Origin of the sequence: Nocardia sp. NPDC056541, assembly GCF_042794235.1 — a bacterium.
In the GTDB taxonomy this organism is placed as follows: domain Bacteria; phylum Actinomycetota; class Actinomycetes; order Mycobacteriales; family Mycobacteriaceae; genus Nocardia.
In genome coordinates this window covers 178565-204879 of the sequence record NZ_JBHTUD010000002.1, presented here as the reverse complement: position 1 = coordinate 204879, position 26315 = coordinate 178565, and the positions used below count along the sequence as shown (strand labels likewise).

Annotated in this window: 26 protein-coding genes; 8 read left to right on the top strand and 18 right to left on the bottom strand. The window is 65.0% G+C overall.

Features of this window, described 5'->3' with window-relative positions; translation table 11 throughout:
- Window positions 1-313 precede the first annotated feature (313 nt).
- Window positions 314-1516 (top strand): TetR/AcrR family transcriptional regulator, encoded by a 1203-nt coding sequence (locus tag ACFQ9R_RS03880; protein ID WP_378988776.1) that lies wholly within the window; start codon window positions 314-316, stop codon window positions 1514-1516.
- Between the two features lie 215 nt (window positions 1517-1731).
- Window positions 1732-3561: an acyl-CoA dehydrogenase gene (locus ACFQ9R_RS03875; protein WP_378988774.1), complete on the top strand. Its 1830-nt coding sequence runs from the start codon at window positions 1732-1734 to the stop codon at window positions 3559-3561.
- A gap of 51 nt (window positions 3562-3612) precedes the next feature.
- On the opposite strand, the gene ACFQ9R_RS03870 is transcribed toward ACFQ9R_RS03875, so the two are convergent.
- Both ACFQ9R_RS03870 and ACFQ9R_RS03865 read right to left on the bottom strand, forming a co-directional pair.
- Window positions 3613-4902 carry a YhgE/Pip domain-containing protein gene (locus ACFQ9R_RS03870; RefSeq protein ID WP_378988772.1) on the bottom strand — a complete coding sequence of 430 codons (1290 nt, stop codon included), beginning with the start codon at window positions 4900-4902 and terminating at the stop codon, window positions 3613-3615.
- Between the two features lie 102 nt (window positions 4903-5004).
- Window positions 5005-5739 (bottom strand): DUF2993 domain-containing protein, encoded by a 735-nt coding sequence (locus ACFQ9R_RS03865; RefSeq protein ID WP_378988770.1) that lies wholly within the window; start codon window positions 5737-5739, stop codon window positions 5005-5007.
- Between the two features lie 474 nt (window positions 5740-6213).
- On the opposite strand from ACFQ9R_RS03865, the gene ACFQ9R_RS03860 reads away from it, so the two are divergent.
- The gene (locus tag ACFQ9R_RS03860) at window positions 6214-7374 is read left to right on the top strand and encodes an amidohydrolase family protein (RefSeq protein WP_378988768.1); all 1161 of its coding nucleotides are present in this window, start codon (window positions 6214-6216) and stop codon (window positions 7372-7374) included.
- Window positions 7375-7482: 108 nt separating this feature from the next.
- Here the strand turns inward: ACFQ9R_RS03860 and ACFQ9R_RS03855 are convergent, their stop codons facing one another.
- Window positions 7483-8109: a TetR/AcrR family transcriptional regulator gene (locus tag ACFQ9R_RS03855; RefSeq protein WP_378989126.1), complete on the bottom strand. Its 627-nt coding sequence runs from the start codon at window positions 8107-8109 to the stop codon at window positions 7483-7485.
- Window positions 8110-8267: 158 nt separating this feature from the next.
- On the opposite strand from ACFQ9R_RS03855, the gene ACFQ9R_RS03850 reads away from it, so the two are divergent.
- Complete coding sequence (locus ACFQ9R_RS03850; protein WP_378988766.1) at window positions 8268-9203, top strand: fumarylacetoacetate hydrolase family protein; 936 nt, start codon at window positions 8268-8270, stop codon at window positions 9201-9203.
- A gap of 233 nt (window positions 9204-9436) precedes the next feature.
- Here the strand turns inward: ACFQ9R_RS03850 and ACFQ9R_RS03845 are convergent, their stop codons facing one another.
- Genes ACFQ9R_RS03845 through ACFQ9R_RS03795 form a run of 11 tightly spaced genes read right to left on the bottom strand, consistent with a single transcriptional unit; the run spans window position 9437 to window position 18943 of the window.
- On the bottom strand, window positions 9437-9931 hold the full coding sequence (locus tag ACFQ9R_RS03845; RefSeq protein WP_378988764.1) for a flavin reductase family protein: 495 nt from the start codon (window positions 9929-9931) through the stop codon (window positions 9437-9439).
- A complete protein-coding gene (locus ACFQ9R_RS03840; protein WP_378988762.1) occupies window positions 9928-11100 on the bottom strand; it encodes an MFS transporter in 1173 nt (390 codons plus the stop codon). The genes ACFQ9R_RS03845 and ACFQ9R_RS03840 overlap by 4 nt, the downstream gene beginning before the upstream one ends.
- A 14-nt stretch (window positions 11101-11114) precedes the next feature.
- Window positions 11115-12014: a formyltransferase family protein gene (locus ACFQ9R_RS03835; RefSeq protein WP_378988760.1), complete on the bottom strand. Its 900-nt coding sequence runs from the start codon at window positions 12012-12014 to the stop codon at window positions 11115-11117.
- Window positions 12011-12277 (bottom strand): hypothetical protein, encoded by a 267-nt coding sequence (locus ACFQ9R_RS03830; protein ID WP_378988758.1) that lies wholly within the window; start codon window positions 12275-12277, stop codon window positions 12011-12013. Before ACFQ9R_RS03830 ends, ACFQ9R_RS03835 begins: the two co-directional genes overlap by 4 nt.
- Window positions 12274-13188 carry a hypothetical protein gene (locus ACFQ9R_RS03825; protein ID WP_378988756.1) on the bottom strand — a complete coding sequence of 305 codons (915 nt, stop codon included), beginning with the start codon at window positions 13186-13188 and terminating at the stop codon, window positions 12274-12276. Before ACFQ9R_RS03825 ends, ACFQ9R_RS03830 begins: the two co-directional genes overlap by 4 nt.
- A gap of 2 nt (window positions 13189-13190) precedes the next feature.
- The gene (locus ACFQ9R_RS03820; protein ID WP_378988753.1) at window positions 13191-14354 is read right to left on the bottom strand and encodes an acyl-CoA dehydrogenase family protein; all 1164 of its coding nucleotides are present in this window, start codon (window positions 14352-14354) and stop codon (window positions 13191-13193) included.
- The gene (locus ACFQ9R_RS03815; protein WP_378988751.1) at window positions 14351-14608 is read right to left on the bottom strand and encodes an acyl carrier protein; all 258 of its coding nucleotides are present in this window, start codon (window positions 14606-14608) and stop codon (window positions 14351-14353) included. Before ACFQ9R_RS03815 ends, ACFQ9R_RS03820 begins: the two co-directional genes overlap by 4 nt.
- 26 nt (window positions 14609-14634) lie before the next feature.
- Window positions 14635-15036: a holo-ACP synthase gene (gene acpS / locus ACFQ9R_RS03810; protein WP_378988749.1), complete on the bottom strand. Its 402-nt coding sequence runs from the start codon at window positions 15034-15036 to the stop codon at window positions 14635-14637.
- Complete coding sequence (locus ACFQ9R_RS03805) at window positions 15033-15935, bottom strand: hypothetical protein (protein ID WP_378988747.1); 903 nt, start codon at window positions 15933-15935, stop codon at window positions 15033-15035. The genes acpS and ACFQ9R_RS03805 overlap by 4 nt, the downstream gene beginning before the upstream one ends.
- Window positions 15932-18064, bottom strand: coding sequence for an MMPL family transporter (locus tag ACFQ9R_RS03800; protein ID WP_378988745.1), 2133 nt, complete (start codon window positions 18062-18064; stop codon window positions 15932-15934). The genes ACFQ9R_RS03805 and ACFQ9R_RS03800 overlap by 4 nt, the downstream gene beginning before the upstream one ends.
- A 6-nt stretch (window positions 18065-18070) precedes the next feature.
- Window positions 18071-18943, bottom strand: coding sequence for an alpha/beta fold hydrolase (locus tag ACFQ9R_RS03795; protein ID WP_378988743.1), 873 nt, complete (start codon window positions 18941-18943; stop codon window positions 18071-18073).
- A 329-nt stretch (window positions 18944-19272) separates the two neighbouring features.
- On the opposite strand from ACFQ9R_RS03795, the gene ACFQ9R_RS03790 reads away from it, so the two are divergent.
- The 3 genes from ACFQ9R_RS03790 to ACFQ9R_RS03780 all read left to right on the top strand — a co-directional run bounded on the left by ACFQ9R_RS03790 (window position 19273) and on the right by ACFQ9R_RS03780 (window position 20474).
- A complete protein-coding gene (locus tag ACFQ9R_RS03790; RefSeq protein ID WP_378988741.1) occupies window positions 19273-19608 on the top strand; it encodes a hypothetical protein in 336 nt (111 codons plus the stop codon).
- 71 nt (window positions 19609-19679) lie between these two features.
- A complete protein-coding gene (locus ACFQ9R_RS03785) occupies window positions 19680-20063 on the top strand; it encodes a hypothetical protein (RefSeq protein WP_378988739.1) in 384 nt (127 codons plus the stop codon).
- Window positions 20064-20258: 195 nt separating this feature from the next.
- A complete protein-coding gene (locus ACFQ9R_RS03780; protein WP_378988737.1) occupies window positions 20259-20474 on the top strand; it encodes a VOC family protein in 216 nt (71 codons plus the stop codon).
- 461 nt (window positions 20475-20935) lie between these two features.
- On the opposite strand, the gene ACFQ9R_RS03775 is transcribed toward ACFQ9R_RS03780, so the two are convergent.
- The 4 genes from ACFQ9R_RS03775 to ACFQ9R_RS03760 form a co-directional block, all read right to left on the bottom strand.
- Window positions 20936-22327 (bottom strand): FAD-dependent oxidoreductase, encoded by a 1392-nt coding sequence (locus ACFQ9R_RS03775; RefSeq protein WP_378989125.1) that lies wholly within the window; start codon window positions 22325-22327, stop codon window positions 20936-20938.
- Window positions 22328-22349: 22 nt separating this feature from the next.
- Window positions 22350-23267 (bottom strand): diiron oxygenase, encoded by a 918-nt coding sequence (locus ACFQ9R_RS03770; protein ID WP_378988735.1) that lies wholly within the window; start codon window positions 23265-23267, stop codon window positions 22350-22352.
- A 137-nt stretch (window positions 23268-23404) separates the two neighbouring features.
- The gene (locus ACFQ9R_RS03765; protein ID WP_378988733.1) at window positions 23405-24235 is read right to left on the bottom strand and encodes a PucR family transcriptional regulator; all 831 of its coding nucleotides are present in this window, start codon (window positions 24233-24235) and stop codon (window positions 23405-23407) included.
- Window positions 24236-24309: 74 nt separating this feature from the next.
- Window positions 24310-25491: a serine hydrolase domain-containing protein gene (locus ACFQ9R_RS03760; RefSeq protein WP_378988731.1), complete on the bottom strand. Its 1182-nt coding sequence runs from the start codon at window positions 25489-25491 to the stop codon at window positions 24310-24312.
- A 91-nt stretch (window positions 25492-25582) separates the two neighbouring features.
- On the opposite strand from ACFQ9R_RS03760, the gene ACFQ9R_RS03755 reads away from it, so the two are divergent.
- Entirely contained in the window at window positions 25583-26269 is a 687-nt protein-coding gene (locus ACFQ9R_RS03755; RefSeq protein WP_378988729.1) for a TetR/AcrR family transcriptional regulator, read from the top strand.
- Window positions 26270-26315: the final 46 nt, after the last annotated feature.

Below are 26315 nucleotides of genomic sequence, written 5' to 3'. Positions count from 1 at the left end.
ACAACCGGCGCCCGCGCGGATTCGACCCCCTTCCCACCCTGCGGCGCGTCGTCGAACGACTCATCGTGAAGCGGCTGAACACCACTGTCAGGCACTACTTCTCACTTCCCGCGCTTGTCGCCGCGCTATGACACGAACACCGGACAGCACTCCTATCAATGATCGCAACATTGATATTTTGATCATATTTGATCAACACATTCATATGACTGTGAGTTCACCCACTGGGGCCGGTCGTGCCCGCCATCGGACGACGAGGCCATGCGGTGGCCACCCCCGACGGCACAGCCCCGGTACGCCAGACTGGGAGACGATGAGCACCAGCACCCCGGACGGCCACGCGATTCGCCGACGTCCACGCGACCGCCGCGCCACGATCCTCACCGCGGCCGCCGACGCCTTCGCCCGGGCGGGCTACCACGGCACGTCCATGGCCGAGATCGCCACCGCCGTCGGGATCTCCTCGGCGGCGCTGTACCGCCATTTCCGCAACAAGCAGGAGTTGCTCGGCCACTGCCTGATGTCCGGCATGGACGCGACGGTGTCCCGGCTGGAGGCCGCCGCGGTCCAGGACGCGAGCGGGCATCGGGTCTTCGAGGAACTCGTCGCCATCGCGCTCGAGCTGCGCGGGCTGCCGAGGCTGTGGCAGCTCGAGTTCCGCAACCTCACCGCCGCGCACCGCTCTTCGGTGTTGATCCGGGCGGTTCGATTGACCGGCTACCTGCGCCGGGCAGTGCGCGCGCGGCGCCCAGAACTATCCGACCATGATGTCGAGCTGCTGAGCTGGTGCGTTCTCTCGGTGGCGGTCAGCCCGTCGTACCACCGCCAGCAGTTGCCGCCGACGACATTCACCTCGGTGCTCGACGCCGCGATCCTGCGACTCCTCGCCACCGAATTGCCTCCGGGCGGGACCTCGCCCCGCACGTCGCGTCCGGCGCCGCCGCTGTCCCCTGAGTTCGAACGAATCACCCGACCCGAGCGCCTCATCGGCGCGGCGGCGCGCCTGTTCAACACGCGAGGCTATGCCGCGGTGGGCATCGAAGACATCGGCGCCGCCGTCGGCGTGAGCGGACCCGCGCTGTATCACCACTTCGCGAGCAAGGCCGACCTGCTCAACGAGATCATCGTGCGCAACGAGCAGTGGATCGGCCTCTACACCTCCCGCGCACTGGCCGAGGGCCGCGACGCCCGCGAGGCGGTACATCTGCTGATGGAATCGTTCGTGGGATTCGCGCTCCAGCAGCCGGACCTGCTCGGTACCACCGTCAGCGAGGTCGGACACCTACCGGAACCGCAGGCCACGCGCTACCGCCGGATCCATCGCGACGGCATCCTGAACTGGGCCCGGCTGTTGCAGACGGCCCATGCCGAACTGCCACTCCCGCAGGCCCGCATCCTCGTCCAGGCGATCGGCACCGTCGTGATCGACGCCGTGCGCAACCCGCGCGCCCTCGGCCACCGGAATCTCGCGGGCGCGTTGATCGCCATCGGTGACCGGATCGCCCTGCACGACTGACTCGCTCATCAGCTTAGCGGTGGTCAACTTAATGCGAGAACGACGATCTCATGATCTGGTACCAGCGGCTCTCAGATTGAATCTACTTAGCCGAAAATAACTTACGGTTGCGTAGCGCTTCGGCGCGAACCCACAATGGCCCACGGCGCGCATCGGATCCGCGCATTCCACCTCACTCCCGGTCGTCTCGACCGGCCTGTCGAAGGGACTCGGCCGTGGGCCACTACAAGAGCAATGTCCGAGACCTCGAGTTCAATCTGCTCGAGGTCTTCGGCCTGGCGGACGTGCTGGGCAGCGGCGCGTTCAGCGACCTCGACGGCGACACCGTGCGCACGATGCTGGTCGAAGCAGCGCGGATCGCCGAGGGTCCCGCCGCCGCGTCGTTCGCCGACACCGACCGCAACCCACCTCAATTCGACCCCGCGACCCACACCGTGCAACTACCGGAGGCGTTCAAGCGCTCGGTACGGGCGTGGCAGGACGGCGAATGGTGGCGCATCGCGAAATCCGAGGCCATCGGCGGTATTCCGGCGCCTCGCATGCTCGCCTGGGCGATCAGCGAGCTCATTCTGGGCGCCCAGCCGGCGGCGTACATGTACCTGACCGGGCCCGGTATGTCCGATATCGTCGACCGCATCGGCACCGAGGACCAGCGCCGCTGGGCCAGGATCGCCGTCGAGAAGAGCTGGGGCGCGACCATGGTCCTGACGGAGCCCGACGCGGGCTCCGACGTCGGCGCGGGCCGCACCAAGGCGGTCCAGCAGGAGGACGGCTCCTGGCATATCGAGGGCGTCAAGAGGTTCATCACCGCGGCCGATGCCGACGATCTGTCCGACAACATCATCCACCAGGTCCTGGCCCGCCCCGAAGGCGCCGGCCCCGGCACCAAAGGGTTGAGCCTTTTCCTGGTGCCGAAGTTCCACTTCGACTCCGAGACCGGCGAACTCGGTGACCGCAACGGTGTGTTCGTCACCAATGTCGAGCACAAGATGGGGCTCAAGGCCTCGGCCACCTGCGAGCTCACCTTCGGCGGCCACGGCGTGCCCGCCAAGGGCTGGCTCGTCGGCGACGTCCACAACGGCATCGCCCAGATGTTCCAGGTCATCGAGGAAGCGCGCATGATGGTCGGCACCAAGGCCATCGCGACCCTGTCGACCGGCTACCTCAACGCGCTGGAATACGCCAAGACCCGCGTCCAGGGCACCGACCTGACCCAGATCGCCGACAAGACCGCACCGAAGGTGACCATCAGCCACCACCCGGATGTTCGGCGCTCGCTGATGATGCAGAAGGCCTACGCGGAGGGCCTGCGCGCGATCTATCTCTACACCGCCGCCCACCAGGATCCCGCAGTCGCCCAGCATGTCTCGGGAGCGGACGCCGAGTTGGCCGCGCGGGTCAACGATCTGCTGCTGCCGATCGTCAAAGGTGTCGGCTCCGAGCGCGCTTACCAGTACCTGACCGATTCGCTGCAGACCTTCGGCGGCTCCGGCTTCCTGCAGGACTACCCGATCGAGCAGTACATCCGCGACGCCAAGATCGACTCCCTCTACGAGGGCACCACCGCCATCCAGGCGCAGGACTTCTTCTTCCGCAAGATCGCCCGCGACCGCGGCGTGGCCCTGGCCCATATCGCCGACCAGGTCCGGGCGACCGCCCAGCCCGAATCCGGCACCCCCGAGTTCAAGGCCGAACGCGCAATTCTGCTGACCGCGCTCGACGACGTGCAGGCCATGACCGCCACCTTGACCCAGCACCTGCTCGCGGCCGCGAACGACAGTCGGGAGCTGTACAAGGTCGGGCTCGAATCGGTCCGTTTCCTGCTGGCGGTCGGCGATCTGCTGATCGGGTGGCGACTGCTGGTAGCCGCGGAAATCGCCTCGGCCGCACTCCCGTCCGCCGGATCGGACCGTGACTTCTACGCGGGCAAGATCGCGGTGGCGTCCTTCTTCCTCCGAACCGTGCTGCCCCGGCTCGGTGCCGACCGTGCCGTGATCGCGGATATCGACCCCGCCATCATGGATCTCGACGAGGCCGCCTTCTGATCGCGGGACCGGCGCCCACCATGTCCTGGTCGGCGCCGGTCCGCGCAGAACTCACTGCTTTCCGGCCGCCGGGACAGCCCGGCGTTCCAGCCCCTTCCGGTCGTAGAAGATCGTCGCGGCCAGGCCGATGACCAGTCCGATCAGCAGGCCGAGCAGGGCCATCCCCACGCCGTGCGCCAGGCCCGAACTCGCCCGGGCGTCGTAGTAGAGAATCGCCCGCACCGCGATGAAGATCTGGTGCATCGGTTCGAAGGTCGACAGCCACGCCATGGCCCGCGGCGTCGCCTCGATCGGCACGGTTCCGCCCGCGGAGGGCAGGCCGAGGACGATGAACACGATGAGATTCACGAGCATCCCGGCCGCACCGAAGATCGCCAGGATGGACAGCGCGGTGATCCCGACCGCCACAATCGCGAGCACCCCGTAGAGGAACAGCATCGGAGCACGCTCGATCGACATCCCCAGCATCGTCGCGACGGCCAGGTAGATCCCGGACACCACTGGCGCGACGACCACCAGAATGCCCCATTTGAGCAGCAGCGTCCGCACGCGCGAGATCGGCGTCGCCGGGTAGTGGACGTACCAGGGCCCGTACTCGGTCGGCGCGAAGCCCAGTGCCGAGTCCACCATCGCGTGGATGATCATCGCGCCGGTGAACCCGGCCAGCAGCAACAGCAGGGTGTAGAAGAACGCCGACAGTCCCCCACCGGCGCCGTCGGGGAGCTCACGGAAGGGCACGACCACCACCGAGACGGGCTCGGCCATGGCGAGCCGGCTCACGCCGGAGAGCTGGGTAGCGGGTGCGTCCGATGTCGGCTGGAGCTGGTTCTGCACCCGCTCGAGCAGTTGCGCGCCTACCGCTTTGTTCGCCGCGTCCGTCGCCTGAGTGGTGATGCGCAGCATGATCTGCGTGGCGTAGGCACCCGCCGCCGGATTCGATTCGACGGTGATGACGGGCCAATCGACATCGCCGGGCACGACACCGGCCGCGCCCAGGATCGACACACGCTTGGTTAAGTCACTCGGGATGACGATCGCCCCGTAGATCTCGCCGTTGAGCATGGCCCGATGCAGCTCCGGCAAGCCCATCTCACGCAGCGCGACCTTGTCGGCGGGGATCTGCTGAACCATCGAGGCCGCGATCTGATCGCCGACATTGACCTGCTCACCTCCGACGGTGTCGCCGACATCGAGGTTGACCAGTCCGATCGGGAAGTCGTGCATGTTCTTCTCCGGGTCGACGATGTATCCCAGATACATGGTCGCCAGCAGTGCCGCGAGCACCGCGACAACAGCACCGGGACGCAGCCACCTCGCAAGATTCCTACCGGTGATCGCCATGGAACCACTCCTCTACCGTCAGCTCGGCAACTTCGTCGCAACCCACCACGTCGATCATCGAGCACCGGCTCTTGGCAGGTCAAGCTATTCCTGATGAAAAGATCAGCACGTGTCGCCGGATACCGGGAGCTCGGTGGCGCCGCCACGGAGTTCGACCCGGATTCCCGTGTCGGCCACGGTCACGGACTCCGGCCGAAGCCCGAGCGGATAGTCGCGCAGGCTCTCCGTGAGCAGGTCGGCGATCTCGTTCGCCAGTTGCGGCGGGACCCCGCGAGAAGAGACGATCTCGACGCGGATCGCCCCGTCTTCGATGTAGGGGCGCAGCCGCACCGACACCACGCCGATGACCCCGGTGACATCGACCGTGCCGTCGGCAGCGGACATCCCCACCTCCCCGGCCAGCCCGTGCAGCGTGCGCTGGATCGCCTCGGCGCTCCAGTCGACGCGCGCCTCGGAGCTGCCCACGGTGGCCGAAGCCCCGCCCTGCGCCATCGAGACCTGATGCAGTGTCGCATGGACCGCCATCCCGACCGCCGGACCGAACTGCGCGTCGTCGCCATCCACGGTCAGCTCGGGAATCCGCCGGTCGATCAGACTGAATACGACCGGTCGCGGACCGAGATCCACGTCCACCGAGGAGCCGAGGTCGTCTCGCAGGCCGGCCGCGAGGCAGCCCTCGATCCGGTTCCGCAGATACAGCTCGACCGACACGATCCCGATCGTCGCCAGCACGAGCGAGACGACCAGGCCGAGAGTGATGCCGCGCGCGATTCGTCGCCGCACACTCCCACCGGGCACGTTGCCGTTGTCGACGGGATCCAGCTCTCGAAGCTTCATCAGTTCTCCTCCAGATTCCCCCTGGCGGGCCGGGGAGACGATCCCGGGCACAATCGCCACACCAACATGGCGATGATGAAATCATCATATCTGACGCAAAGCTCCATGTTGCGTGACGTCGCGCACACGCTTCCTGTCGGAGGTCTGCGGATCGCCTGAGAATTCTCTGGCAGCAATTGACTGACCATGTCGTCATCTATGACGGTCTATAGCAGCAGTGAGCGCCTCCGCCGATGATGCCGGTCGCACTCCCTGCCCAGACCCTCCGGCGGAACGACTTCGGTGCAAGAAGACCGGTTCAGCCACGTATCGCATCGCATCTGATACTTTCATCAGCGATTCGCGCATCGCTTCGCCCGATCAGCTCGATCGAGCACTCCCCACCCCGCAGCCCATCCCCGTTCGGGCGGACTCCGACCGCGCCGAGCGGGACTTCGCGATGCGACCGAAACAACCGAAGGAAAGGACATTCTCGTGAACGAATCCGATACTCCATCGCGCGCCGGCGTGAGCCGCCGCCGCATGCTGGGAGGAGCTGTCGCAGGCACGCTCGGTGTCGCCGCGGCCACGGCTCTCCCCCTCGGTACGTCGACCCGGTTCGGCGCGGCTGGAACCGCCCGCGCCCAGCAGCCCGCTCCGAGCGGTACCTACCGCATCGATCTGCATTCCCACGTCTTGCCACCGGACTACCGCGCGGCACTGCTCTCGCATGGGCACTTCACGATCGGCGGCTATCCCACGCCCCAGTGGTCGCCCGAATCCGCGCTGGAATTCATGGACTACTACGGCATCCAGGCGCAAGCCCTGTCGGTGTCCGATCCCGGCGTCGGTTTCCTGCCCGCGGGCAAGGAAGCCAACGACATGGCCCGATACTGCAACGACTACGTCGCCGGACTCACCAAGCAGCACCCCACCCGCTTCGGTTCCTTCGCCGTCCTGCCCATGCCGGACATCGCAGCCTCGGTCGCCGAGGCGATCTACGCCCTCGACGTCCTGCACGCCGACGGCATCGTCCTGCTGTCCGCCTACAACGGCGTCTATCTGGGCGATCCGCTCTACGAGCCCTTGATGATCGCGCTGAACGACCGCAAGGCCTACGTCTTTGTCCACCCAGCCGCTATCCCGGACGACGCCAAGCCGAAGCTGCCCCTGCCCGACTTCCTCGAAGAGTTCACCTTCGACACCACCAGGGCCGCGACGATGATGATGCTGACCGGCGTCACCCAGCGGTACCCCAACATCCGGTTCCAGCTCTCCCACGCCGGCGGCACCCTGCCTTTCCTGTCCTGGCGGATCGGCGTCGCCTCCGAGACGGCCATCGGCGAGAACTGGCCCGAGGGCCTGGGCAAGCCGTCGCTGCTCGACACGAAGACCCAGATCTCGCGATTCTTCTACGACACGGCTCTCAGTGCCTCCAATGCCGCGATGTCGGCGGTGTCGGCCGTGACCACGCGTGACCACATCGTCTTCGGCTCCGACTGGCCGTTCAGCGCGACCACCCTGCCGCAGTCCGGAACCCACGACCCCGCCCCGGGTCTCAGCGACATCTTCGACGCCGAACAGCGCATGGAAGTCGAGCACCACGCCCCGCTTCGCCAGCTTCCCAGGCTGGCCGCGGCGGTCAACGCGGGCTGATCTCCACGTCTGACCACGGGTCGGGCGCGGGGCTCCCCACGCGCCCGACCCGGGCCGACTTGGACCGACCTACGACCCGGCGGCGGACGCGGAACGTGCCGCCGGAACTCAGATCTCCGGCAAGGCACGTCGACTGATGTCGTGAGCCTCTTCCGCCCCCAGGCCGAGCATGCGCAGGAGATCTTCGGTCACCTGGTCGACGGCCGCGGCGTCGTCACGGTTCGTCTGTTCGTGCAACAACTGACCGAGGCGCAGCGCGGCACCCGACACGATCACCAGCGCGAGTTCGACATCGCGCACCCGGAACCGACCAGCACGCATACCTATCTCGATATCCCGGCGCGCTCGTGCGGCCACACCCCTGTCCGACCCGGCGTAGACCAGTCCCTCCGCGAGCAGAACCTTGCTGGCGGTGGGTTCACGCCGATGTACCCTGCCCACCAAACGAAAGCTCTGCGCAAAGACGTGCGCCGGGTCTTCGAGGTCTGCCGTCAGTTCGTCCAGCGCACCACCGAGCCGGTCGAGCACCTCCCCTACTGCCACCTGCAGGAGTTGCTCCCGGCTCGAGAAATGGTTGTAGAACGACCCCATGCCCACGTCCGCGGCCTGGGTGATCTCCAGAATGGGCACATTGAGCCTGCCCTGCGCGATGAAGACCTGCGCCGCCGCGACGAGCGCTGCCCGAGTCCGGGCTTTCCGCCGCTCCAGCCGATTGGTGCCGCCAGTGTCATCCATCGTGCCCTCCACACCGAGCCAGTCGATTACCGATCACACAAATGACCACTATCTCATAGTTGATGCTATCCTCCAGATGATCTCAACTGATGCATACGTCTTAAGTGATGATATCGTCAGTATATGAGCAGCTGATCGGCTAGAAGAAAGTAGCGTTCATGGCACACACCGTTCTCCGTGCGATCGACGGCTGGTGGCTGCTGACCTCTGCGGGCGCGGCCCGGATCGCCACCGACGCCACCACGACCGCCGCACTTCTCGCCGACCGCTCCGCGATCACCCAGGCGGCGCGAACCACCGATCCGGTCCCAGTGCACGAACTCTCGTTGGTCTCCCCGGTCACGGTCCCGTGCCGGGTGGTCGCCCAGATGACGAACTTCGCCTCCCACGTGAAGGATTCCGGCGGAGATCCCGGATCGGTCCCGCTCACCTTCTTCAGGAAGGCATCGGGATCGATCAGTGGCCCCCACGACGAGGTCGTCCGTCCGAGCCATGTGCGACTCCTGGACTACGAAGTCGAAATCGGGTTGGTGTTCGGCAGGGAAATGCCCGTCGGTACCGAGATCGACTCCGGCAACCTCGGCGACTACATCGCGGGACTCGTCGTCACCAACGACATCTCGGCGCGCGACGTGCAATTGCCGCAGACCCAGTACTACGAGGGCAAGTCGTATCCGACGTTCACCCCGACGGGACCAGCACTGGTTCTCCTGGAAGCAGGCGAACTCGACCGGTTCGTCGACTTGCGGCTACGGCTGTGGGTCAACGGTGAGAAGCGCCAGGACATGACCGTGGCCGACATGATCTACCAACCGCTCGAGACCGTGCGGGCGCTGTCGCGATTCCAGCGGATGAGTGCCGGCGATCTGCTGCTCACCGGCACTCCGGTGGGAACCGCGATCAGCGCTCCACCAAAACCGGTGGAGATCATCGGCGCGATACTGCCACCCAAGATCAAGTGGAAACTCTTCTTCGACCGCCAGGCCAAGAACCCGAAGTACCTGCGCGACGGTGACGTCATCGAAGCGACGGTCGCCACCGATGACGGCGCGATCGATCTCGGACGACAACATACGACCGTGCGGTACGCGTAGCGATCGCCTTGGGCAAGCACTCCCTATCGGATGGCTCTCGACCGGCCGATCAGCCAGGTCGACCGAGCCGGGTCAGCGCCAGCCTTCGGGGACGTGCCCGAACTCCCACGAAGAATGACTGACCACTGGGAAAGGCACCGTTATCGGACCTCAGCGCCTCCGACCAACGGCCCCCGACCCGACTACCTGCAATCCCGTGACCACGGAAGGCACATCGTCGCGGGATCCGAGCCTCAGCCGACAGTGCGGAATCCACGGTCGACATAGACCAATGGAGCCGGTATCGGGTTGGTTCGAGCAACGGTGACCTGCCCGATCAACACCATATGGTCACCTGCCTCGTGTCGATTGACTGCGCGGCAATCGAGGGTAGCCAACGCATCCCCGACCACCAACGCACCGCCAGGCGCGCGTGTGAGTTCGCCACCGGTGAATTTCTCTCCCAGGCTGCCGGCGAACCGGCGGGCGGTGTTCTCCTGGTCCGCAGCGAGAACACTGATCGCGAACCGCTCGACCCGAGCGAAAACGGGATACGAGCGAGCCTTGCGTGCAAGGCAAACCAACAACAGTGGCGGATCGAGCGAGACCGAGCACAACGAGCTGGCGGTGAACCCGTAAGGCGTGCCGTCCTCGTCCTCGGCGGTGACGACCACGACGCCCGAAGGAAATCGCGACATCGCCAACCGGAAATCGTCAGCGGAGCACTGCTGCTGTTCGGCCGTGGTCACGCGGGTACCTCCTGACGAGTCGTGGAAGGGTTTCGGGTGCTGGCGGCGAACACACCAAGGGCCACCACACTCGCGCCGATCCCCAGCGCTACCACCGCGTGCCAACCGAACTGAGCCCACAACGCCGCGCCCAGCGCCGAACCGGCACTGATACCGGCGAACCGAGTGAAGAAGTACAGCGTGTTGAGTCGGCTGTGGTCGCGGGCTGCCGCGCCGAACAGTGCGGCCTGATTCACGACTTGGTTGCCCCACAATCCGACATCGACGAGTATCGCGCCGAGGACGACCACCGGCCAGCCAGGTGGCCCCGCAATGACGAGCCAGCCCACGACGAGCATGCTGATCAAAGCCGTCTGGGTCAGGCGAACCCCGTGCTGGTCCGCGATGCGACCGGCGACCGGCGAAGCCAGTGCACTCACCGCGGCGATCATTCCGAAGGCTCCCAAAGCCGCCGAGCCGAACCCGAATTCGGAATGGAGCTCGAAGGTGATCGTGCTCCAGAAGGCGCCGAAGGCGATCCCGACCAGGCCACCCGAAACGCAGATTCCCGCGACGGCGGGCCTGCGAATCAGCACGGCCATCGAGCGCATCAGCTGCGGATAGGTCAACGATTCGGTCGATTGTGCGGTGGAGGGCAGCGCCCGCAGGAGCAGTACCGTCACCACGATCATGGCCGCCAGCGAGCACCAGTATGCGCTGCGCCAGCCCACCCATTCGGCCATAGCTCCCGCGTAGGCGCGGGAGCAGACGATGCCGATGAGCAGACCTGCTTGCAGGATTCCGACCGTCCGGCCCCGCGCTGCGTCGCCGCCGAGCAGCACGGCCAGCGGGATCACGACTTGCGGGATCGGGGTGAACAGGCCGACCAGGAAGCCCGCGACCACCAGTGCCGTGATCGACGGTGCCAACGCGGAGCAGACGAGTGCGGCGCCCGTCAGTCCCATCATTGTCAGGATCAGGGGCCGTCGGTCCCTGATGTCACCCAACGGCACCAGCAGCAAGATGCCGAGGGCATAGCCGATCTGAGTTGCCGAGAGCACAAGGCTCGTGGTCTCGGCCGTCGCGCCCAGATCGGCGCCGATCTGCGGCAGCAACGGTTGTGTGAGATAGATGTTGGACGAAGTCACTCCGCAGGTGATCGCCAACAGCACAGTCAACCACCGTGACATACCGTTCCCGTTCATCACCCGGTGACCGGATCCGGATCCACCGCGACACCGGGCACGACGGTGAACTCGGCGTCGAGCGGGCCCTTGCTGCGATAGACCGCGAGCGTGTCCCGCAACGCGGTCAAGGAGATGCCGCGTTGCGAGCCCGCGGCGATCTGTGCGCGCTCGGGATGGGAGAAGTAACTTCCGCCGCTCTGGTGTCTGCCCGCCGCGATCGCGCCCGGTAGGTCGGCGAGCACGGCCGAGAGCAGTTCGGTTCCGCTGCGGTTCACGACGTCGTCCTGATAGATGACGGACCGGCCCGCGTCAGGGACAGCCAACTGGCCGATGATCGGGCCCGCGTCGATCTGTTCGTCCTCGATCAGATGCGCGGTGATTCCGAAGGTTCGGTCGTTCTCGATGGCCGAGAACAACACCGGCCACAACCCGCGGCACACGGGCAGCGGAGCTGCGTGCAGGTTGACCACGCCGTGGGCAGGCAGATCGATGACCCGCTGCTTCAGGATCTGGTCGAACCAGTAGATGACGATCAGATCGATGCCTTCGGCACGCATCGCCTCGATCACGTCCGCGCCGTTGACATTCTGCGAATGAACATGGCGCAGGTCGTTGCGCTCGCACAGTTCCGCCACCGAGAGGCGGTCACGTTCGCTACCGGTCACCGCCGAGCGAACCCTGTCGAAGCTCAGCCATGCGTTGTAGAACTGAAACGACGACAGCAGGTAGCCCGCGAAGCCGAGCCCGGAGCGGCGAATGTGCTGGACGGCCTGTTGGGCGGCACTCCCCCGGGCCGGGCGGGTGACGTCGGAGGTGACGATCATCCTCACCTCCGGGTGGCGCGCCACGATTTCCGCCATGGCTGCCCCGGTCTGCGCGCACTCGACGGTGAACAGCGCGATCCGGTATTCGCTCATCGCGCACCAGCTTTCTGTAGTTGGGTGTGGATGTAGTCGGCGAGCGCGTCGAAGGACGCGGTGGTGTCGGGAGCCATGTCGTCGTCCCACTCGACGCCGAGTGTGTCTTCGAGCTCGACCATGAATGCCAGCAGTTTCATGCTGGTCAGCTTCAGCGCACGGATGCTCTGAGGGCCGGTGGTGTCGACGTTCGCGGGCACCGCACCGTCGGTGACCTCGCGCAGTACTTCGACGAGACGGTTGACGAGGTCTGTGTGGGTCACGCGGCGTCCAGTCGCAGCGCGGCGCGCACGACGGCAGGCCAGGTCGACGGGTTGGTGCCGTGCGCGTGGATCAAGGCGAGAGCGATCCGTTCGAGTCCGAAGGCCGCACAGGCGGTGTGGGCAGGTTCGCCGGCGACGGTGATGTCGAACGGTTCGCCGAAGTGCTCCTTGTGGCAGTTGGCACTGGCGACCGCTTGCACGAGTCCGTCGCCGACGGCGACGCACTGCTCGTATTTGAGCTCCTGTTCCTTCTGTGTGGCGCTCATCAGTCGACCCGCCGCGCCGAAGAACGGATCACTGGCGGGAACCACCGACACCTCGAGACCCAACGATTCCAGCCAAACACGCTGCCGCTGGACCCATTCGTCGCGCCAGGCGGTGCAGTCGTCGGCACCGGCGATACGCACGAATTCGCGCATCCGGAAGCTGCGCAGCCGACCGAGTTCGTGAGTGCCCTCCTGCCGATAGCAGTGTGCTTCGGCGGTGAGCACGGTCGGTGCGTCGAGGTCCTGGCCCTCGAACAGCGGGTAGACGTGATAGCAGGTGGCAGGCAGTACGCACAGATCGCTGATCTGCTGGTCGTCATGCCAGTGGCCGGCCTCGGCCGTCCGAGCGGCATCCAGCTCGCGCCACCGCTTGGCCGAGCCGGTGAACGAGTGGATGGTGCCGAGCAGATCGGGGAAGGTGTCGACATAGCCGACACGTTCGAGCAGCGATCGCGAAATCACCGGCGGCACCGCCAGTGGCGTCGGCTGCTGGGGAGCGGCGAGTTCGACCAGCGCGGCGCGCATGCCGGAGATGATGGTGTCGAAGGCATGGTTGGTCACGCTGACACCCGGTGTTTCCGAGGCGATCAGCACGGCGTCGGGGGACGCCAGCAGGGTGTTCGGGGAGATGGTTTCGATGCTCATGGTCATCCTCGCTTCAGCAGGGCAAGTTGGGTATTGGTGGCGATGAGCCGCTCGTTGCCGATCATCAGCCGTGCGGAGTACAGGTCACGCAGGTGACGAGCGACTGACAGCGGGCCCGCTTCGGCGTAGCCGGCCATCCCGCAGATCTCGAGGGCGAGTTCGACGACATCGACCGATCCTCGGGAGACGAGCACCTTCAGGTCGTTGAATTGCATGGTCAACCCAGGCCCACCGAGGGTGTCCAGCGCCGCTGGGTCATCCCAGATCGGGGCATACCGGCGGACCGAATCGGCCAGCAACGCTTCGAGTTGGGTCAGGCTTCGGGCCGCATCGGCTAGTCGCACATCGGTGGTTCCGCGTTTGCGGACCGCGGTTTGGGCGCGTTTGAAGGCATCGGCGGCGACGCCGATCCATACCGCGGCCCACAGGATGTGTGAATGGGGCACCATCGTGGCTGCCGCGATCGTGTCGAACCCGGCGGGCAGCACATGCGAAGCAGGAACCACGGCGTTGAAAGTAAAAGCAGGACTACAGGTTCCGCGCATACCCATCGGATTCCACCCGGGTCCGGTCGGGACGAGCTCGCTCGACGAGGCATCGGCCAGAACCGCCACCTGGTCACCCGCGTCCGCGTCGGCACGGCGGCGTGCGGTCACCAGGTAGGCACCGGCGTGCGCACCGTAGGACACGGTGGGCGCTTTCTTCCTCAGCGCGGCGCGATCACCGTCGAATTCGACCGCGGCCGTCGAGGTGCGCAAGCTACCACCCACGCCGACCTCGGAGGTGATCGAGGCGACGAGCGTGCCGTCGGTGACGTAGCGGGTCAGGGTGGCGGCGAGTTCGGTACCGTCACCGTGGTGGCGTGCAATGCAGGCGATTTGGACTTGGTGCATCGCCCACACCATCGCCGATGCCGAGCACCCGCGGCCCAGTTCCTTCGCGACGCCGACTTGCTCGTTCAGCGACAGCTCTGCTCCGCCGTACCGACGTGCGACGGCCGCGCCTAGCAATCCTGCCTCGTGGATCGCCGCGACGGATTCGGCGGGAAACACTGCTTCCCGGTCGACGGTGGCGGCATGTGCGGAAAGCACCTGTGCTGCAACTGTCTTCGCGACCCTGATCGGGTCGCCGATCGTCATCGGCTCACGACCGACCGTGGTCGTCATGCCGACACCATCGTGTCGTCGTCGATCTGAGTCCGCACCGCGGCGGCGATCGAAGCGACAGAGGTGAATGTCGCTCGGGTAAGCAGCGCTTCGGGAAACTCGATGTCGAATTCGTCCTCGACGGCCATCATGACGTTCACGCTGTGCACCGAACTCATGCCGGCCGCCCACAGATCGGTGTCGGTACCGATGATGGTCCCGGCCGCGCCGAGCGAAGTGTGGGCCAGTACGAGCGAAGTGATGCGTTCTTCCATCGCTGTCCTCCTGTGGTTCTCGTAGTTCAGAGGGGGTCGATCGTGGTGGTGAATTGCAGGGCGACCATCGCGATCGCGTAGTCGCCGTCGTGGCTGAGGCTGACCGAGCCACCGACACACCCGTGCGCCAGTGCTGCGGCCCTGGTGTGCTCGTGTAACCGCAGCATCGGCCGGCCGTCGTCGTGGCTGACGGTCTCGATCTCGCGCCAGCGCAGCGTCGGTAGCGCTGAGGCCAGCGCCTTGAACGTGGCCTCCTTCGCCGCGAACCGGGCTGCCAGCGACGCGGTACCCGCAGTGCCTTGTGCGGCGCAGTAGGCGCGTTCGGTATCGGTGAAGACCCGGTACAGGAATCGCTGTCCGTGACGGGCCAGCACCTGCTCGAACTGCGGTTGATGGACCAGGTCGACGCCGACTTGCGCGAAGCTCACGTGCGGATGCGGTCAGCGGCCAGGTAGTCGGTGAGCATGGCGTTGAATGCCGTTTCGCGACCGTGCAATTCGGTGAGCAGTCGAGCCAATCGCGCCGGGCGCGGTGCCGCGTTACCCGAGGCGATCTCTCTGGCCATGGTGTGCGCCAGATACCAGCGTCGCGACAGTCCTGCCAATGCTTTGGCCACATCGGGAGCCCACGACCGGTCCAGGCCACCGACCAATTGCCCGAGCACGAGCCGTTCGGCGGCGACATCGGCGACATCGGCGACGCCGTCACCAGCTTCCACGTCCACCGCGAAAGCGGCGGCGATGCCGAGTTCGCCGCGGTGAGCCGCGACTTCGGTAGCCAGCAGCTCGATGATCTCGGCTTGATCAGCGGGCCGACCGGCGAGGCCGGAGCAGACAATCGATACGCCTGCTCCAGCCTCACTCATCCGCGACGCGGCGTAGGCGGCCAGGTTCATCCGCCGCGGTTGTGGATGGTTCATGGCATCGGCAACGACCACGTAGTCGTCATGATGTTCGAGCACGACAACGGCATGGGTGAGGTGCTCGAGATTCTCATACGGCGACGGGATGTCGAACGAATCCAGCCCAACGATCAGATCCCCTGCCGCAGCGAGGATCTCGCGCTCGAATCGGATCGCGTCCGACCAATCGGTATGGTGATGCGAGTTCAGCGACAAGCCGGTCACCCGTGCGGTGTTGGCCACCGTGCGCTCGCCACCGGTGAGCCGAGTCGCACTCCGGCGCCCGAATCCGAGCGCCGGGCCGAGTGCACTCAGCGGTTCGGCGACACCCCGTTTGCCGAGGATGTTCGCCAGTGCCTGCAGGAAGCACGTGGCGAACGGGGTGTCGCCCTGCATGGTCAGCCCACCGCCCAACGCCCCGATCATTCCGATGCCTCCTGCAGTACCCGAATCTTGCGCAGCGGCGCCGGGAAGTACCAGTTCCAGCGGCCGAGCATGGTCATCGTGGCGGGGACGAGGATCAACCGGGTGATCGTGGCGTCGACCGCGACCGCGACAGCGCAGGCGATGCCGAGCTGCTGCACCACCGGAATACCGGTCACCCCGAAGGCGGCGAATACCGCGATCATGATCACCGCGGCGCTGGAGATGACGCCGGCGGTGCTCCCGACGCCTTCGGCGACCGCACGCCGATCGTCACCGGTGGCTTCCCACCGTTCCCGGATACGAGACAGCAGAAACACTTCGTAGTCCATCGAGAGGCCGAAAACGACAGCCAGGACCAGCGGTAGCGCCAGGCTCTGCACGTGTCCCAGCGGCTCGATGCCGGTCAGGTCCTTCAACCAGCCCCATTGGAACAGTGCGACGATCACACCGAATCCCGCGCCCACCGAGAGCATGTTGGTGACAATCGCTTTGAGCGGAAGCACCAGACTGCGCAGCAGCAAGGCCAACAGCAGATACGACAGCACCAGCACGAGAGCTGCCACCATCGGCAGCCGCTCACGAACGAGATCGATCAGGTCGACGCCGCTGGCGCCGGCGCCACCGACAGCGACCTGTGCGGTGCTCTCGATTCCGGTGGCGGGAACGATCTCGGAGCGCAGCGATCGCACAAAGGCGCGCGCGGCATCGCTCTCGTAGTCGGCGCGCAGCACGACAGCCAGCACACGGATGTCACCTTCGGCGCCGATAACCTCTGCCGATTCGACCAAGGAGTCAGCGCGCAGGGCCACAGCCAGTCGTCCGGTGTCGGCATCGACCGCACCCCCCTCGCGGGCTTGCAGGGTGATGACGACAGGCGCGTCAGCACCCGGCCCGAGCAGCCGGTGCGCGGTTTCAGCGGCCTGGCGTGCCGAATTCTGCCCCGGCAGCTGACGCAAGGTGTCATCGCCCATCCGCAAGGACAAGACCGGCGCGATGAGCAGCGCGAGAACGCCGAGCGCGAGAACCGTCGCAATGACCGGTCGTTCGACGACACGGACAGTCCAGCGGTACCAGAAGGTTGATTCCAGGGGTCGTTCGACCGCGCCGGCCTTGACTCGGCCGATCCGGGTGGCGAGCAGCTCGAGCAGCACAGGCAGCAACGTGACAGTCACCAGTACAGCAACGCAGACCACCAGCACCGCGCCGAGCGCCATGGAACGCAATGCCGCGTTGTCGATGATGAACACACTGCTCAGTGCCGCGACAACCGTCGCGCCGCTGGCTACCACCGCCATCCCCGACGTGCGCATACTGATGGCGCGAGCTTCCGCTACGCTCGCTCCGCCTCGCAGTTCCTCCCGGAACCGCACCACGACGAACAGCGCGTAATCCACCGCGACGCCGAGGCCGATCATCGACGACATGTTCACCGCGAAAACAGACATCAGCGCGTGTTGGGAGATCAGGTAGATCGCCGCACCAGTGACCGCCAAGCTGACGCCCGCGATCACCAGCGGCAGTGCCGCGGCCGCCAACGAGCCGAAGATGACCAGCAACATGATCAGAAGGACCGGCATGCCGATCATCTCGGCCTGTTTCAGACCGCTTTCGGAGACGTCGTGCAGCGCCGCCGCCTGGGCTCCGCGCCCGGCGACCTGAGTCCGGCAACCCTGCTCGCCCGACGACTCATCGAAATGATGGGTGAGGTCGCGACCCGCGTCGATCGCACCGTTCCATCCAGTCGCCACATGCAGTGGAATCGCCAGTTCACGGCGCCCCGCCGCGGCAGCCTGTTGCGCCGCGACCGCCGCGGTTGCGGGCACCGAGACGGCGCTGCCACCAGCGCCGACCTGGGCCAGTGACCGCTCCAGTTGCCTGCCCGTCGATTCCGGGGCGACGTCGCTGTCGCACCGGATGACCAGCAGCAGCTGTTCCTGGGACAAGGCCGGGAACTTCTCGGCAACCAGTTGCTGAACCTGCTGGGATCCGCTGCCCGGAACCTCGTAGCCGCCGGCAGTGAGCCGGTCGGACTGGTGCAGCATCAGCGGCAACGCGGCCGCGACCAGCAGCAGCCATGCCGCGACGACCCACCAGCGGTACGCGCCGGTGAGCTGAATCAGTTTCCTCACCTGCGGCTACTTCGCCCGAGCTTCGGTGGCGGCGACGAATCCCGCGACCGAGGACTGGAATCGGTCGGTAGCCTCGAAGAACGGCAGATGGCCACAGCCTTCGATGATGTCGACACTGGCCTCAGGCAGGATTTCCGCCAAGGCGTGCAGCGAGGCAGGGCTGTTGCAGAAGTCGTCGTCGCCATTGAGAAGCAGTGCGGGCGCGGTGATCGAGCGCAACAGATCCGCGTCATCGCTTGCATCGATCGACTCACGCAAGTTCTCGGCGAGCTGCTCGGCAGTGTTCATCGCCAAGAAGCGCTCACGCAGCGCCAGGTAAGTGGCGTTGCCGCCGAGCGCGAGCATCTTGTCGCCGAACACCAACGGATAGATCTGATCGAAAAGTGCTCGCGGACCGCCGGTTTCGACAGAGACCAACCAGGACTTCGCGATACGACGACGACGATTGGAGCCCCACGGGCTCAGCGGCGTGCCGATCAGCACCAGCCCGGCGACACGATCAGGGTGTGCCACCGCGAAATCACGACAGATCAACGTCGAGATGGATGTACCGACCAGGTAGGTCTTCTCGATCCCGAGGTGATCGAGCAGCGACAGCAGATCGTCGGTGTGTTGACCGAAGCCGAGCGCGGCATCGCCGGAAGTTCCCTGATTACGCAGGTCGTAGGTGAGGACCTGGTGGTCTTGCACAAGATTGCCGGTAAAGGCACGCCACGCCGTACTCACCACGTAGATCGTGGACACGAAGGTAATGCTGGGGCCCTGCCCCTCGACCTCGTAGTACAGCTCGCAACCATCGGCCGTGTGATGGACCGGGCTACCCTCCCGATAGCTCAAATCCACCGCTTCGATGCGGTCAGCTTCCATCATGTTGCTCATCTGCATGCCCCTTGCGCACAGCAAAGCAGAGGCGCACAGCGCCTCCACTTCGACCTGAGAAAGTAGAGACCCCACCCCGGGGTTCCACGTGTCATCGAATTCAGGAATCCAACTGACCCAACGGTTTACGCCGTTGAAGCCCGGCCACAGTCGGCCGTCATCCCCCGTTACCGATCTGCCCCTCAGTAACGCCTGTGACTTTACGTCACAGATATTGAAACCCGCAACGCGACAACACCGTGCCCGCCCTCACACTCGATGCCGTAGCAGATCCATCGTGACGGCAGTCTCAGCAACGAACATCAAGCGTCAGATCTCGACATGGCTGATTGCCATGGTCTTCCCACGCAAACACGAAACTCTCACTCCCCAAACAGGCCGCCGCGGCGGGGATCCGGATCGCGTCATCGTCGCCGCACCGACCCGATGGTTTCGCCGAATCCTGCCAGTACGACCTTGCCGGCCGCCTGACCGCTGAAACCGACTACACCGGCGCCACGACAGCATTCACCCCCGGCGAACACACGAACCTGCACCCCCGCACGGGACTTCCCGACCGGAACCGGATCGGATCCGAAGACGGAACCCGCAGCATCAGGCTCGGAAATCATGAAATGAGCAGCGAGCCAACCAAATTTCACTACCACGAAGAAACATGGACCTAAAATCCATCCGCAAACGCGTGGCACCTCGACAACCGAGTTGTCCGAGTGCCCTTCCCGAAGGGAACATGGTGATGCTGGTTACCCTGCTGACCGACATGCCGACCGGCACATCGGGACTGGTCAGATCACGCAGCGGCGACTGGCCCGCAGTGTGGGCCGGACGGAACCCCGGAGTAGCGGGCGCCCAGTACGACGTGGAGATCGAACTGGGCGACGAGGTCTCAGAAATTCATGTTCATGATTCCGATGCACCTGAAGAGGGAATCTATCTGAAGGATGGTCAACTCATGGTTTGCTGTACAGTCACAACCATTTTCGACGACGGAATCGTTGCACTTGACCTTGAATCCGGAAACCTTCTAATCGAAGCCAGCAATCCACTCCCCACACTCCGTGTCGGTCAAGTAGCTTGCGCTTCTCCCAGCGAAATATCCTTATTCCCAACCGACATCTGAGCCTCACTCCATGGGATGGGGGTGCCGGACTGGTCAGCACGCCGGCAGTGATCGAGGGTTCACCTATGCATGTCGAGGCGGTCGGAGCCTGCCAGCGAGAATGACAGAACTCGGCGCCCGCGTTGATCCCAGGGGTTCCGCATGCATCTTCGTGAATCAGCCTCCCGTCCAAGCGAAGCCGCCTACGTTGATGCCGTGAGCCACCGCAGCCGCCTGTGCCACATCGTCATCGACGTCGACGACCTCGACGCCGAAGTCCACACACTCGAAGCACTCGGAGCCATCCGCTACGACCACCAACGCGAGCGCCGATTCGAATTCTGGATCCTGCAAGACCCCTGGAAGAACGAATTCTGCTTGCTGCACACCGAATTCCCCACGCTGCTGTCCCAGCGGCCGACATGGACCTAGCAGCTCGCACCGAAATCGAAGACGCCCGTCCGCGCGACATCGGCAAAGATCAGGGTTCACCGCGTACCGAGGGGCACACGATTTGAGCGAGATCGCACTCGATCCGATCGCGAGCACGCGAGAGCTCGACCGGGTGATGTGGGTCCAGTCGCGCGGGCTATGGGACCTGCGGACTAGTTCGAGAACCCGGCATCGGCTCAGCAATGAATGCCCTCGAGCGCGGAAGCGCCCTGCCGATCGTCCCGGATCTGCCCGTTACCACGATCATTGAGATTCTCCTTGCCATAGCGGGCAGTAAATCAGCCCCCAGTCTGTGGACCCCCAACTCAGGACAGGACAAATGCCCGCCGGCTGCGATCCGATCGCTGCCCCGCCGAGGTCACGATGCCGACGCGGTAGCTGCCCGCGAGGGCGCCGAGGACCCGCTTCGACCTCATCTGCCACTGTTCCCGCCAGGTCAGCTAGCCATTGTCCGCCACGATCATGTCGACTGTTTGTGCTGCACAACGCCGGTTCTCGCCCACCCCACCGCGCCCGCCACGCTTTGCCCAGCCGACGACGTAGAGCCCCTCGATCGGCTCACCAGTCACCGGCGAGACGACCCGGCCATGATGGTTGTCGACAGCGCCGTCGGATCTCAACGCAACACCCGGCAACGGTTCACAGGTGAACCCCGACGCCATGATGACCGAATCGGCGGTGACGACGTTTCCTGCCGCGGTCTTCAGTCGGACTCGACCACCGGCGGCGACCTTGTCTGTGTCGAGGCGAATGCGGCCCTCAGCCGTCGTCAGCGCGGTCACTTCCTGTCCGAAGATCAGCTCGACCGACAGCCGCGCTGAGCGCGTCGGCGCACTGCCCTCTCGCGCGAATGCGGATAGCAGGCGGGCGAGTGGATCCTTCGAGTCGACACCGATCCGCGTCCCACCGGTGTCGACAGAGATATCGACATCGAGCTGGCTCAGTTCGTGCAGCGCTGAGAAGGTGAATGAGGGCTGAGACGCCGACGAACGTGCGACGATGACCACCCGGCTGATCGGCGCGCCTGCCCGAGTAAGGATCCGTCGCTTGGCGATGGTCGTGGCGATATCCAGCGCGACATTCCCGCCACCGACGATCACCGCGGTCGGTCCGGCCAACAGCCCGACCGGTCCGGTGCCGTCTGTTTGTGCGGCGTAGGCGGCGGCCAGCACATCGATGGCTTGATGGACATCCGTGGTTGCCGCCGCGGCGATCTCTCGCGGCCGAGTGGCTCCGTGTGCCAGAACCACCGCGTCGTATCGCTTCAGAAGCGATTGCATCGTCACCTCGACACCGACACGGGTATCGAACCGGGTCTCCACCCTGGGGTCGGCGAACGGCACATCGAACAAACGGGCCATCTGCCGGATCCCCTGCTGATCCGGTGAGACCGCGGTCCGCAGCAGCCCGCCAAAGTGAGAGCTCTGTTCGAACACCGTTATCTGCACAGAGCTGGAGCGTTGCAGCAGCTCGCGCACCGTGTACATCGCGGCCGATCCGGCGCCGACGATCGCGACGCGAATCGGGCCCGAGCCCAAGGCCGTCGGGATCGCCGGTGTAGTGATGCGCGGTGATCGCGATGTCGCGAGCAGGTCGAAATACACGCCGCTTTGCTCGGCGTACGTCTGCTCGGTCTCGGTCAGCGCCGTGTCGGGCTTGATGGCTTGTGCGGGGCACGCATCGACACACGCCGAGCAGTCGATGCACGCGGCAGGGTCGATATACAGATGCTCGACGAGCTCGAATTCCGGTTCGCCGGGTGCGGGATGGATGCAGTTCTGCGGGCAGACCTGCAGGCAGGACCCGTCTTTGCAACAGTGCCCGAGAATCACGAAACTCACTGCGGGTCGCCTTTCACAGCAGGTTCGACTTGCGGTAGATGGTGCGTGCGACCGTATTCAGCAGTCCTTCGCGGGCGAGGAACTCCACCAGGGGTGCAGTCGCCCGGCGGAACATCATGCGATGCTGCTCGTTTCGGTCGATGTCGTCCTTCACCGCACGCCAGTCGAGCCCGAGATCCAGGTAGACTTTCTTGTTGACCAAGCCTCTGGCGATGACGTGCGCGCCCACGGCGATCAGAACAGCACTGACATTGCGACGAACCGACGAGACACTGCGCAGGTGATCTCGGATCTTCTGGCGCGCGAAGCTCATGTGACGCGATTCCTCTACTACGTGCACGTGTGAACTGCGTCGGACCGCGGGAGCAACTCGGTCGTCGATCGACCAGTCGCGTTGCATCACATCGAAGATCTCCTCGCCCGCCAGGACGATTCCGTAGGCGACCTCTCCCCAGGCGAAGGTGCGAAACAACCAACCAACGACGACAAGCAGACGATCCAGGGGGCTGTGGCGCTCACCGAGGCGTTCGATCGCAGCGACGAACATCAGCGAGTGCAGGTTCTCGTCGGCGCATTCGTTGAACAAGAACTTCACATCCGCACGTGTCGGGTCGACGCTGTGATTGCGGCGGAGCAGAACGATCTGCAGTGCGACTTCCAGCCAGATCGCCACGCCGAGAAAGTGAGAGACCTCGCGTCGGGTCAGCTGCATCCGCTCGGTCTCGGCCATCCGATTCCAGGTCGGTGTTCCATAGAGCGGGGACCATTCCGGCGTCATCCCATACCAGTCAAGATCGATGTGGGCGTCGGTTGAGTCGTTGCGTAGGTCGAACGAGAGCCGTTTCGCGGACTCGAAGAGTTCTCCGTACAGGGGTGTGGAATCTTCTGGCGTGGGCATATCAAACTCTCCAAATCGACGCCCGTGCAGCATGGTTCGCGTGCACGACTATCCGAGGACTCGGGTGCGTCAGTTCCAACGGTGATTTCGGCTCGTTAGTTCGTCATCCGACGGGTATGTATACGGCCGATCGGTACATCTCGTGCACCACGAGCAAAACCTGGCGAACGTCAGCGAATGTCAGGACCGTCGTGGTGGACATGTTCGGCTCGAACGAATGTCCACGCGGTCAATGCAGTGAACAGTCGCCAGTGAGAGGCATGCGTTCCGGGCAGGCCGGTCAGGGCCAAGATCCGGCGCATGCGGTAGTCGACGGTGTTGGGATGTATGCACAATCGACGGGCACTTCTTTTGCGATCGAATCCCTGGCGAACAAGCACCTCCAAGGTCTGCAGCAGCTCTGGGTGCTCATCGAGAGGCTTTAGAAGCGACATTAGGTGGTCGCGCCCAGGTCCAGGGCGCGTGACCTGGTACTCCACAGCCAGTTCTCCCAGCCTGTAGAGCTGCGGCTCCTTGCGGAGGCGGATGGCGAGGTCGAGTAATTCGTGAGCGGTCCCGGCCGCTTCCGAGATCGAGGCGGTCGCGGACTCGACGGCGACCGTAGTGGTGGCCTTTCGCGCGGCCGCAGACAACAAGGCGGGCAGGTCACCGATCCGACGACCCAGGTCCGAGGAAGCAGGAATCAGGATCGTGCCGTAACCCGGGCCCAAGAGTGCCGGTACCGGAAACCCGCATTCGGCCGCCAGGCATCGGCGGATGTCGTCCAACCGAGCCTCGGGGATCGCGGTCGCCCGATCGGTCAGGGCCGCGTCCGGCGGTGGGGAGAATCCGGCAGCGACGACGACGAACGTGTTGGCGGTGGGGATCTGGAAGTGTCGGGCGATCGATAGGTTGATGCGGCTGCCGGACAGCAGCGACATCGCGAACTCGTTGAGTGCGGCAGCTGTGGCGCTGCCTTCCGAGTGCATAGGTGCACGGAGGTTGTCATCGATTGTCAGCATCAGATCTCCAGTCGCGCGTCACGTCCGGTCCCGGGCCCCGCTACGGGACCGGACGTGTTGTCATCGGTTCGAGGTCATCGCTTGGCGGCGGCGTCGGCGATGGCGCGGAAGGCGTGGATGGCTTCGCCCATGTTGACTTCGGAGTTGAGGTCTTCGCTGTTCTTGACGATCACGATGCCGTCTTTGGGCGAGACGTAGATGAACTGGCCGAGGATGCCGATCGCGGAGTAGTCGCCGCGGTCGCCGTCACCGAGCCACCACTGATAGCCATAGCCGTAGTTGTTCTCCGAGCTTTCGGGCTTGTCGGGGCGCAGGTTGTGCGGCTGCAAGTGCGGGGCGGAGGCGTGGGTGGAGTCTTTGACCCACTGCGCGGGCAGGACCTGCTTGCCACCGGCCTGGCCGTCGCGTAGATACAGCAGCCCGAACCGGGCGAAGTCGCGAACAGTCGCGTGATAGCAGCAGTAGCCGACGGCGTTACCCTTGTAGTCCTTGCCGATCAGCGCCGAGGTCTCCATCCCGGCCGGCTTCCAGATCCGATCCTCGACGTAGTCCGAGAGCGACTTACCGGTTGCCTTCGACACGACCCAGCCCAGGACGAAAGTGTCCATGGAGTCGTAGTTCCACTTGGTTCCCGCGGGCCGCTCGCGTTTGATCTCCTTGGCCTGGTCGGTCAGCGACGTGCCGGCAACCATGCGGATCGTGGTGGCGGTCGAACCCTTGGTGGGGTTGGTGTAGTCGGTTTCGTCGTAAGCGGTGCCCGACGACATCTGCAAGACGTTGCGGATACTTACCCCGTTGTAGCCACTTTTCGCCAGGTCCGGGACGTATTTGGTGACCGGGTCGTCGATCGAAGCGATCCGCCCCTCCGACACCGCGATGCCCAGCGCGGCGGAGGTGATGGACTTTCCGACCGACCACGAGTTGAAGCGGCTGGTGGCCGAATAGCCGCCGAAGTAGCGCTCATCGAGGATCTGGTTGTCCTTCATGACCAGGAATCCCCTGGTCGAAGAACGATCGAGATAGTCGGCGACAGTGCGGGTCTTGCCGTTGTATACGTAGGTCGCATCGAGGGCTTTGAGCCCCTGCGCGGTCAGTGACTCGGGCCGGTTGGCGGCGTCTGCGGTGTCGGTGAAGTAGAAGGGCACGTGCGGCAACAGGGGCAACGGCAAGGCGCCGTCGGCGTGTGCGGGTGCCGCCCACGGCGCCGACAGCACCGCCGCCGCCGAGATCGCGACGACCAAACTTCGCTTGAACATTCGTTCTCCGTTCATGTGAGGTGGCCAGAATGCAACCATTTGTCACCACTGGTGTCAACAGCGGTGCTTAAATCGCAGGTATGCTGACGCGATGCCGACCAGTCCTGCCGCCCCTACCCGAAAGCGCCGTCCACGAGGTGTTCTCACCCCGGATCGGATCATCGAGGTGGCGATGGGAATCATCGAAACCGACGGCTCCGATGCCCTCACGTTCCGGCGGCTCGGCACAGAGCTCGGAGTCGACCACACCGCGGTCTTGCGCCACTTCCGCGGCAAGGACGATCTGATGCTCGCCCTGGCAGACCGACTGATGGCCGAAGCGCTCAGCGGTGTCGAGGTGAGCGACGACTGGCGAGCCACCCTCAAAGGGTTGGCGCAGCGTGTGCGGCTCGCCTGTCACGCACACCCGCAGGTCGCAGTGGTGGTTTCCGGGCGGACCAGCCGCAGAGCATCGGAATTCGAAGGCGCCGAAATCGTCCTCGGCGCTCTGCTACAGGCAGGCCTACAAGGCCGCGAAGCCGCATCCTGTTACCGAGCCCTGGTCGAGATCGCACTGGCCTACGCATCCATGGAAGCCACACTCATGGCTCTACCCGCCGACTCCATGGCCGGTGACCGCGACGCCTGGAGCCGTGAATACCTCGCCTTGTCCCCGACTCGATATCCCAACATCGCCGCGGTCGCGCCACACCTGGCCGAGGTCGACGAGGAAGACCAATTCGACGTCGCGCTCGACCTGTTCATGGACGCCATCGAGGTACGGGCAGCTCGTAGGTGACATCGCGCCCTGCCCGTAGGTCGCACTCGAGAAGGTCGCTGCGCTG

Bases quoted from the DNA above. Each gene is read 5' to 3' on its own strand.
- ACFQ9R_RS03865 (WP_378988770.1), bottom strand. From the start codon at position 5,739: ATGAAGCTTCGAGAGCTGGATCCCGTCGACAACGGCAACGTGCCCGGT.
- ACFQ9R_RS03835 (WP_378988760.1), bottom strand. From the start codon at position 12,014: ATGAGCGAATACCGGATCGCGCTGTTCACCGTCGAGTGCGCGCAGACC.
- ACFQ9R_RS03760 (WP_378988731.1), bottom strand. From the start codon at position 25,491: ATGTTCAAGCGAAGTTTGGTCGTCGCGATCTCGGCGGCGGCGGTGCTG.
- ACFQ9R_RS03770 (WP_378988735.1), bottom strand. From the start codon at position 23,267: ATGCTGCACGGGCGTCGATTTGGAGAGTTTGATATGCCCACGCCAGAA.
- ACFQ9R_RS03795 (WP_378988743.1), bottom strand. From the start codon at position 18,943: ATGAGCAACATGATGGAAGCTGACCGCATCGAAGCGGTGGATTTGAGC.
- ACFQ9R_RS03870 (WP_378988772.1), bottom strand. From the start codon at position 4,902: ATGGCGATCACCGGTAGGAATCTTGCGAGGTGGCTGCGTCCCGGTGCT.
- ACFQ9R_RS03765 (WP_378988733.1), bottom strand. From the start codon at position 24,235: ATGCTGACAATCGATGACAACCTCCGTGCACCTATGCACTCGGAAGGC.
- ACFQ9R_RS03855 (WP_378989126.1), bottom strand. From the start codon at position 8,109: ATGGATGACACTGGCGGCACCAATCGGCTGGAGCGGCGGAAAGCCCGG.
- ACFQ9R_RS03755 (WP_378988729.1), top strand. From the start codon at position 25,583: ATGCCGACCAGTCCTGCCGCCCCTACCCGAAAGCGCCGTCCACGAGGT.
- ACFQ9R_RS03850 (WP_378988766.1), top strand. From the start codon at position 8,268: ATGGCACACACCGTTCTCCGTGCGATCGACGGCTGGTGGCTGCTGACC.
- ACFQ9R_RS03880 (WP_378988776.1), top strand. From the start codon at position 314: ATGAGCACCAGCACCCCGGACGGCCACGCGATTCGCCGACGTCCACGC.
- ACFQ9R_RS03820 (WP_378988753.1), bottom strand. From the start codon at position 14,354: ATGACGACCACGGTCGGTCGTGAGCCGATGACGATCGGCGACCCGATC.
- ACFQ9R_RS03825 (WP_378988756.1), bottom strand. From the start codon at position 13,188: ATGAGCATCGAAACCATCTCCCCGAACACCCTGCTGGCGTCCCCCGAC.
- ACFQ9R_RS03815 (WP_378988751.1), bottom strand. From the start codon at position 14,608: ATGGAAGAACGCATCACTTCGCTCGTACTGGCCCACACTTCGCTCGGC.
- ACFQ9R_RS03785 (WP_378988739.1), top strand. From the start codon at position 19,680: ATGCTGGTTACCCTGCTGACCGACATGCCGACCGGCACATCGGGACTG.
- ACFQ9R_RS03805 (WP_378988747.1), bottom strand. From the start codon at position 15,935: ATGATCGGGGCGTTGGGCGGTGGGCTGACCATGCAGGGCGACACCCCG.
- ACFQ9R_RS03840 (WP_378988762.1), bottom strand. From the start codon at position 11,100: ATGTCACGGTGGTTGACTGTGCTGTTGGCGATCACCTGCGGAGTGACT.